General features: G+C 58.5%; 5 protein-coding genes and 1 tRNA gene. 1 reads left to right on the top strand and 5 read right to left on the bottom strand.

Features of this window, described 5'->3' with window-relative positions:
• Nucleotides 1-72 precede the first annotated feature (72 nt).
• The 3 genes from BO1_RS47595 to BO1_RS55825 form a co-directional block, all read right to left on the bottom strand.
• Nucleotides 73-1,488 (bottom strand): FAD-binding protein, encoded by a 1,416-nt coding sequence (locus BO1_RS47595; RefSeq protein ID WP_028223603.1) that lies wholly within the window; start codon nt 1,486-1,488, stop codon nt 73-75.
• Nucleotides 1,489-1,582: 94 nt separating this feature from the next.
• Nucleotides 1,583-3,490, bottom strand: a complete 1,908-nt coding sequence (locus tag BO1_RS47590) for a GMC oxidoreductase (RefSeq protein WP_028223602.1) — start codon at nt 3,488-3,490, stop codon at nt 1,583-1,585.
• A complete protein-coding gene (locus BO1_RS55825) occupies nt 3,487-4,227 on the bottom strand; it encodes a hypothetical protein (protein ID WP_052409869.1) in 741 nt (246 codons plus the stop codon). Before BO1_RS55825 ends, BO1_RS47590 begins: the two co-directional genes overlap by 4 nt.
• Before the next feature lie 1,540 nt (nt 4,228-5,767).
• On the opposite strand from BO1_RS55825, the gene BO1_RS60015 reads away from it, so the two are divergent.
• Nucleotides 5,768-5,950 (top strand): hypothetical protein, encoded by a 183-nt coding sequence (locus BO1_RS60015; RefSeq protein WP_134755524.1) that lies wholly within the window; start codon nt 5,768-5,770, stop codon nt 5,948-5,950.
• A 489-nt stretch (nt 5,951-6,439) separates the two neighbouring features.
• Here BO1_RS60015 and BO1_RS47570 read toward each other — a convergent pair whose 3' ends face one another.
• Together BO1_RS47570 and BO1_RS47565 are read right to left on the bottom strand one after the other, a co-directional pair.
• Nucleotides 6,440-6,820, bottom strand: a complete 381-nt coding sequence (locus BO1_RS47570) for a hypothetical protein (protein WP_028223600.1) — start codon at nt 6,818-6,820, stop codon at nt 6,440-6,442.
• Nucleotides 6,821-7,280: 460 nt separating this feature from the next.
• A tRNA-Met gene (locus BO1_RS47565) sits at nt 7,281-7,357 on the bottom strand.
• Nucleotides 7,358-8,269: the final 912 nt, after the last annotated feature.

Here is an 8,269-nt window from a genome sequence, read left to right as displayed (position 1 = left end):
CAACGCCTGCGGCCCGCCGCGAAAACAAGTTAAGGCCAAAAGCATCAAAAATCATCGACCTCAGGCGGTAAATCAGCGACCACCATCCGCTCGAGCTGCCAAACCAAACAACTCAGCGAGTACATCGTTCACAAACAGGTCATCAGGATCGACCCCGATTTCCCTCCTGATTTCCAGAAATTCGGTCATCTGAGAACCGAACGCCTCCCGAATGGCGGCCACAGTGTCAGGAACGTACTGGAACGCCTTGGCCCAATGGAGGCGCGCACGCGGCAACTCCTTCATCCAGGCGTGCACCAGCTCTCCCGCGAAGATCGCCCACTCGTCGGTCTTGTGATAGCTGAAGATTTCAGCCATACAGGTATAAGCATTTCCCCTGCATGACGAAAGCGTCGCATCGCTGTTCTTGATGAAGCGGAAGCCGAGCGTCGAGTTCAATGGGTACTTGCCATTCTTCTGCCATTCCTCGACTTTTTCCGCTGCGATGGCAAATGCGCGGCGCACCGTGTCGAACGACTTGTCGATTTCAAAAACGACCTCGATGTCCAGCAGACGATAGCGGTCGAGCAGGAACCCGTAGTCCGCGCAATGCAGATAGTGCGTGATTTTGGAAACGTAGTTTCCGGGATCGAGCATCTGGAAACTGGTCCTCAGAATGTCAGGCGTCATCTCGGGCGTGGTTTCCAGCGCATCCAGGGCCAGCGCGCTTCCGGCTGCATAAAGCTTGTCGCGAAACGGATTGGCCGGCGGTGTAAAACCGTCGCGCGTGATCGGCAGATCGGTCACATTGGCCTTTTGCACCCAGATCTGATCGTTGAACGGCATCCAGGAGACCTCGGCGTACGCGTTGCCCATCACCAGCTCTTTCAATCCCGCCAGAGTCGATGCCACGGATTCCTTGGACTCGACTACGTGCACGTTGAACATGGGTTGAACGCGGATCTGAAATGCAGTGATCACGCCGCACATGCCTAGCGAAAGCCTCAGCATGTTCATGACGCGTACGCCATCCTTGTCCTGTGAATAGGTCCTGACCTCGCCGTTCGCGTCGATGAGCTCGACGCCCACGATCCAGTCGGATACCGAAGGCATTTCGATTCCGGAGCCATGACATCCGGTGGAAAAAACCCCGCCCATCGTGGCTTCGCCAAGTCCGATACCGACGCTAGATGGCACGCAAACGTCATGGTCGAGGAAGAATTGCGCCAGTTGATCGACAGTGACAGCGGGCCCGAGTGTCACTATCGTCTTCCCGGCGTTGATGGAAACATCGGCAAAATGCTGCAGGCGAATCAGATAGCCGTCGGTCGGAACCAGCGGGCCCCAGCTGTGGCCGCTCCCGGCCACGCGCACCTTCTTGTTCTCCCGACGCGCCTGCTGGATGATTTCCTTGATGTCATCTTGGGTACGGGGAGTAAAAATCGCTGCCGGCGTACCGGTCACATTGCCGGCCCAGTTTTGCCAAATCTGCGCAGTCGTACGGTTCATGCTGTGGTCCCTGAAATGGAGAAGCGAAATGGTGCCCGGGGCCGACGATCGATCGTCCCGGGGGCACGTATGGCCAGTGAGCTTGCCGGGCCGCCTAATTGAGCTCGCTGCCTTTTTTAAGCGACTCGATCATCCAGGTTCCGACCCGCAGCGCGTTGGCCATGGCGGTTGCCATCGGATTGACCCCAAGTGCGCTTGGAAAGCAACTGGTATCGACCACGAATACGTTTGGCACCTCATGCATGCGGCAATTGCGGTCCAGCACAGAGGTGCGGGGATCGTCGCCCATGCGGCATGTTCCCAACTGGTGGTCGCCAAACAGCGTAAGCAACTGCGGATCGGAGTTGGTCACCTGAATGCCGATCTTCTTGTAGTGTTCAAAGATCTTCTGGAAGCGGCTTTGCATCAGGCGGAAGATGAGTTGCTCATGTTCGCCAAAGCTGCGCGTAATCCGTGCCACCGGAAAGCCGTATTCGTCGACGTATTCAGGATCCAGCGTGACCCGGTTATTCGGCATCGGATGATCGTCGCCGGTGGTGCGCAAGTCCAGTTGCCGTGTATAGGCGTCCATCTGCTGGAGCATATCCATCCCGATCGCCCCGCTATTGAGCGTATTCACAGCGCCGTGCAGCGGATTCTTTTTCTCCGCGGCCGTTAGAATGCCCATCTTCCACCACTGCCCCGACTTGTCACCGGGAATGAAGTAGTCGTCGTAGCAGGTCGTGGAGCCGATGTTGCCGAGTTCCGGGTGCAGCAGGCCCTGATACTGCTCTGGCAAGGTCACGCTGGCGCTCAGATTGAACAAATGGAACATCACGTTGCGGCCGACGTTGCCGAAACGGTTCCCCAGACCTTCCGGCGGCCCCGACATCAGCAGCAACCGCGCGGACTGTACCGCGCCGCATGACAAGACCACGTATTTCGAGCGGACTTCGACCTTCTTCGGGTTGTCGGGATCGGAGATGTCCAGGTAGCGCACGCCGCTGGCGCGCCGCAGCCGCGAATCGTAAAGCACCTCATAGACCTTGGCATTGGTCCGTATGTCCGCATACTCGGGGAGGTCGCGCATTTCCACCAGCGTGGTGGAGAACACGCCACTCTTGGGAGCATTACTGCCCCAGCAGATGAAATCCTCGCAGAAGCCGCACATGTTGCATGCGTCGCGGATACGGTCGGACCAAAGCTTCTCCGCAGGTTGTCCCCAGAACGTGCCATGTCTGCCGTTCATCGTTTCGAGCGCTTTGGCCAGCTCTTCACGGGTCCGATAACCATTCAGAGCCGGATTGACCAGCGCGGTAGGAATGGGAAGCGGACGCATGCCGTTCGCCTTTGCGCCTTCGCTGAAGAATTGTCCGACCGGCTTTTGCGGATAGGGAGGCGACGGATAGGGAAACGCGGAAGTCCAGTGGCCGTACGACTCGAATTCCGGATTCGTCTGGCTGAGCGACTTGTACCAGGCGCTGCCGGTCAACGCCTCGTTCATCAGGCCTCGATCGCCGTTTACCGCGAGCATCGCCTCGGTGACGTTGAAGAACGGCTCCATCTCGTTGTACGACACCGGCCAGTCGGCAACTGAATATCCCCATGCCTCGAACTGCTTGAGCTGGCCGGTTTTGCTGTAGTGGTCACGCAAGCGGAAATCGACCGGCAATGCGCGTGCCGCCCATCCGCCCCACAGATTGGAGCCGCCGCCCAAGGTCGTGCCGGTCCAGCCGCCGATCATGTTGGAACTCATCGGCTTCGCTTGCATGCCGTCGACTGGACGAAAGGTGTTGTAGTCGCCACGCGGCTGCCGTTTGCCGTCCGGCTTTTGCTGCTGGAAGCGATACTCGTCCTGCATGGCCGGGTCGAAGTCATTGCCGGACTCCTCCTTGGGCAGCGACCAATCGGCGCCTTGCTCCAGCACCACCACCTTGTAGCCCGCCCTGGCCAGCATCCAGCTCAACGTGCCGCCGCCGCCGCCGGTGCCCACTACGATAAAGTCAACGTCAGCGGTGCTCATTGTGCATCTCCCTTGTGCATGTCTCTATCAATTTGAGCGAGGAAGCGCCTGACGGCCTCGGCCGCTTGAACCGGCGTGTTTTTGTTGCCGCGTCGACGCGGCTGACCCAGCTCGGTCAACAAGGCGGTGGCGTATTCGGGCTGATCCGGAACGGCGGAGAAGTTGCGCATGCCGAGCATCGCGTACAGCAGATCGGCTGCAAACTGGTTCAGGAATACGCTGGCGGGGTAAGCCGTGCCTGGCCACGCGCTTACCTGGTCGGTGAACAATTGCTGCGCGAACGTGACCCATGCTGCGGGGGTGTCGGGTCTGGAAAGCGACAGGCAATACGCAAGGTCTGGCAGCGTCTCCTGGTAGAAAGTGAGGCGTGCGATCTGACGATTCTGAATATCCAGCAGCACGTTCTGTGATTTGACGATTCCGAAACTGGCGGATTCGTCGAGGCCTCGCTCGGCACGCCAGGTATGGACGTCATCGATCGGAAAACGAGACAGGGGATCGGCCGCGATCTTCTCCCACGTGTTCTTGCTCTGCACGTCATCCGACGTTTCGCGCAGCAATCCTTCGAAGAAGTCGATCAGACCGGTCTTGGCCGGCGTCAGGCTGGCGCCGGGTGCCCGCCATGGCATCGCTTTGCCACTGAACGTCGGATCCTTCTCGGGGTTGTATTTCTTTTGCTCGATCCATTGCTGAAGCGGCGCGATACCATTCGCAAGTTCGGCGAGATCGTCACGCATCTCACTGGTGAGTAGAACGTCTACGGCAGATGAGGACAATTTAATTCTCCCAAGGGACGTACAGACAAGTAGACCGTGAGCGGCTGGGGCTGGCTAAATCGAGGGAGCGCGTGACGGAAGTGCCCACTTGCTGGCGGCGCTTATGTTCAGGATCGACGCGAATACCTCATCGCCGACTAGCAGTCCATCAAGGCTTGAAGGATGACGTGCGGCATGCTGATACATGGGAGCTCCTTCTTTCTAAAGCTGATTCACGCGATAGCCGATACGCCTCGCAAGCTGGCTGACGGCGTTCGCCGCAGGGCGTCACAAGGGTTGAGAACCTATTGGGGCGCTCAGGGAGGGGCCGTTCGCGCGCTGATGCTTTGAAGAGCCGATTGATGCGGCTTCGCGCCGTGGGTTGGCGCAAGCGACCAGGTGGCTCTGGTCGGCATAACGTTTGGCAATTGATCCACTAGCCCCCCGTTGTAGCGAAAGTGCGGATAGCAGGCGGTTCATCGTCTGCTGCCGCTATCTGTCGATTCGGTTCAATTGCACAAGCCTTCGCGGTCGTATGCCGCCGCGAGTCCGCGCTTAGTGTTCTTTTCGTTTTGCTATGGAAACCAGAATTGAAGGCGCGACTGGCCGTGCGGACAAGGTCCCGAATGGGCTATCAGTTTCTACACGCGACTGTTGCCAAGTCCGGCGACTTTCATCTGCCGATCGCTTCATCTCATCCGCCGCCCTTTCGCGGACCTTGTGCACTCAGGGAGCAATGCCTCATTTGTAATCTGCTTTAGACACGGGCCTTATGCATGCTGCGACAGCGTACACCTGCCTGCAGCCGAGCCACTTCCTGTCGATATTGGGGGGTAGTGGGTGGGGGGGAATTGTGTTAGCAAGCCGGGCAGTGTCAGAGGGGGGCGGGAGAAGAAGCAGAAAAGGCAATCAGTGAGTACGCCAGGTCACTGACGTTATGCAACGGAGGTGCTAGATTGTCGACTGACTCTTCGCCGGAACTAACGGCTCTGTGCCGCTCGCGGACTGAATTCGTGGCTACGCGGACCACCGAGTCATGGCGACAAGAAGATCCTCTCGAAAGGAGCTGCTATGTGCCGTCGATACATTGCCGCCGCTGCCTTCCTTATCCCCACTCTGTCGCAAGCATTCCAGCCTATACCTGTTCCTGAATGCCGGTCGGCGGGTCCCGATGCCTCTGCCCAGGCAACAATAGACGCTGCTAAATGTCGTGCTCAGTGGCTCATCGCCGGCGCATACAACCGGACAGAAGGTGACGCGATGAACGCGGTTTCGGAGTGTGCCGGCACATTCGACGAGGTTCTAAACCATCGTTTGACCGAAGGCGTGTCGCATGATCGGCTGGTTGTCATGTGCGCCAGCACTGCAATGCAAATGGGGATCATGAAACTTGACTAGTCGCGCGGCTTATATGCATTTTGCATTGCATGGGCGGCACCACCGTGGCTGGGTAAACGTACAGTATCGCAACTCGTGAAAGGAAGGATAGACTGAGTGCTCCGACATCAACGCGGAGCGAATCATGGTCACCAAGACTGTCCGCCGTGCATTTTCCGGCCTGACTTCCGCGTTCACCCCGGTGCCCAAATCCAGCCAACGGGCAGCGCACACCCTGAAATCGGCCCAGCGGCATGCCGATGAAGCCTGGAGGCGCACGATGCACGGAGGGCACATCGTCCTGCACCGCAAAGATCCGAAGCCCTGATTTGCGAAATCGGTTGACGAATCCTGCCATCCCACCCCTGGCAATGCAGTCGGAGGCCGTATATGACCGCTCCACGAAAGGTGTATGGAATATTCCTGAAGCCGCGTGTCAGAATTGCGCCGCGGAAGAAAGTTGACATGGCCACCCCGGAAGGGAAGCAGGAGGCGCGCGACATCCTGCGGCAAGTCATTGAGGAGCATAGAGAAGTGATCGAGCGTTTGGCCGATCGTTAGCGCCACGCTCGAGAAAGCACGTGATCGCTTTCGATTGGAGACGCTTGCGCAGGCGATCAATATCCGTCGTTGTCGTCCCGATCTTGCCAGGCAGTTCGTCCTCGCCAAGTGCATAGGTGACCGTGACCTCGTGCACATCGAGTCCTGCGTACGCATGTCGTGCAGCACAAAGTTTTCGCGCGGATCTACGGTCGTGGCCCTCCCGTAAAAATCCGCGCCCTGATGGGGATCGCGCAATCCAGCGTGTCACTCGCGATTAAACCTTTCGCTCCAGCAGGTCTGTTGCGAAAGACTTCGCATGCGCAATGGCCTCTTGTGCGTCGAGGAATACACCGAGTTGCTCCCAGTGTTCTTCGACCGCGTACGTTCCTTTCACACCGAGTGCCCTCTGAACGCGCAATTGCGCTGCGTATCTGCCGTCCTCCAATGGTCGAGCAGCCGCTATCACTTTGTGAGGAAGATCGGATTTTTCTGGCTGAGCCAATTCGGCAGGACTACCAGGTACACTGATATCTTTCAACTCGTTTCTGACTTTGCAGTCTGGGCAGTAGAAGCACCAACCGGCCTCGTAACTGGATCTGACCTGCCCGCGAGCCAGCACGGCACGACATTCAACGTTTTCGCAGATGAACGGCATAGCATTCTCCGGAGTTGTTTGCAGGAAATCCTGGCATGTCCGCCGACGACCAACCATCGGCATTGTTGCCGTCCCTGAACGCGTTACGACTAGCCACGACGAGGGGTGAGCCCGGCCGATGCCGATTCTCCATGCCCACCTTTGAATCGGAAATCAGAGGAAAAACGGGGGGCATCCAATTTGCACGTCGGATTGCTATGGCGCAGCACGCAGACAAGATTGAGGCTGTGGTGAAGGGCAATGGATTTCCGCAGCGTCGCTCTGCGGTTTCTTTCTGTCTGCGGAAAGAGAAAGCCCCGGCGGCCAAGCGCCGGGGCTTGGTGTCCGCTGTGCTTCCGTCCTGGTGCCGAGATCTGCAGCGAGCGGCGGATCGGCCTTGATAGGCCAGCTCAGCGAGACGTCACGCGCGGCTGCTCCAAAAGAAAAAGCCCGCTTGTTTTCGCTGAGCGGGCTTCGATATTGGTTGCGGGGGTAGGATTTGAACCTACGACCTTCGGGTTATGAGCCCGACGAGCTGCCAGACTGCTCCACCCCGCGGCGCGAATTGTACCCGCACCGAGGCGGCGCGTCAAACGAAGTCATCGGGCGATAACGTCCGACGCCGAGTGGCTTGTCGAACACGTCAACGGGCGCCATGTCGTCGGTGTTTCTGCTGCAAGCAAAAAGGGCTCGGACCTATCGGCGCTGGCGAGCGGCTCTTCGATGAGGCTGCGGCGCAGCAGATCGGATGATGCCGGGCGGCAATGTGCGCTGAGCAGCGGGGGGCTTTGCGGCTGTAGTCGCTGGTCAGTCAGGGGAGGGCGTCGTCGATAGCGCCCTCTACAACAGCGCGGATTTCCTGCGGGGTGTTCAGCCGGGCGACTCACGGCGCCAGACTGGGAGGGATTGAAAGTGGGCGGGCGCGCACCTTCGCGTATTCCGCACCGACGGTTCTCGCAAAGTCCTCGATCAGTTCCGCGAGCCCTGCTTTTCTGCTGGGAACCAGAATTCAAGTCCATTCAGTAGCATCTATTTATTATGGATAACGAAATTTATTGTTGATTGCACTTTCAGATTGTCTGCACCCAGCCTGCTTCGATCATGAAACCGGTTGGGCGTGGACAATCCTGCGGCCGTTTTGACGACTATCCGGCCTTCCACAGACTGGGGCGCCGATTGCCGTTCAAGGTGTGCAAAGAGCCCGGTCGGTGCCGGAGCGACCTACTATCTGCGCCGGGCCACGTTCGTGCCGGGGGCCCGTGCCGTGCGCGATGCGCCGGAAGCACCCTGTTTCTTGCGCTCTCCAGCTAGAAATGCGGCTACCCGTGCGGGTGTCCTTATGTGTTTCTGGCGCGTTGATGGTTGTTTGATGGGCGGAGCTACCTTCGGTCACCGGCCATTTGAGCGCCCGAACAGGAATGTGCGCGAGTGCGGAAATAAATATTCTAAATACTCTTGACGGGGCGTTCC

The organism is Paraburkholderia oxyphila NBRC 105797, assembly GCF_000685075.1.
Lineage (GTDB): Bacteria > Pseudomonadota > Gammaproteobacteria > Burkholderiales > Burkholderiaceae > Paraburkholderia > Paraburkholderia oxyphila.
The sequence above is the reverse complement of the archived record's forward strand: the minus strand, read 5'-3'. Positions and strand labels throughout refer to the sequence as shown.

Bases quoted from the DNA above. Each gene is read 5' to 3' on its own strand.
- BO1_RS47595 (WP_028223603.1), bottom strand. From the start codon at position 1,488: ATGAACCGTACGACTGCGCAGATTTGGCAAAACTGGGCCGGCAATGTG.
- BO1_RS47590 (WP_028223602.1), bottom strand. From the start codon at position 3,490: ATGAGCACCGCTGACGTTGACTTTATCGTAGTGGGCACCGGCGGCGGC.
- BO1_RS55825 (WP_052409869.1), bottom strand. From the start codon at position 4,227: ATGCGTGACGATCTCGCCGAACTTGCGAATGGTATCGCGCCGCTTCAG.
- BO1_RS60015 (WP_134755524.1), top strand. From the start codon at position 5,768: ATGGTCACCAAGACTGTCCGCCGTGCATTTTCCGGCCTGACTTCCGCG.
- BO1_RS47570 (WP_028223600.1), bottom strand. From the start codon at position 6,820: ATGCCGTTCATCTGCGAAAACGTTGAATGTCGTGCCGTGCTGGCTCGC.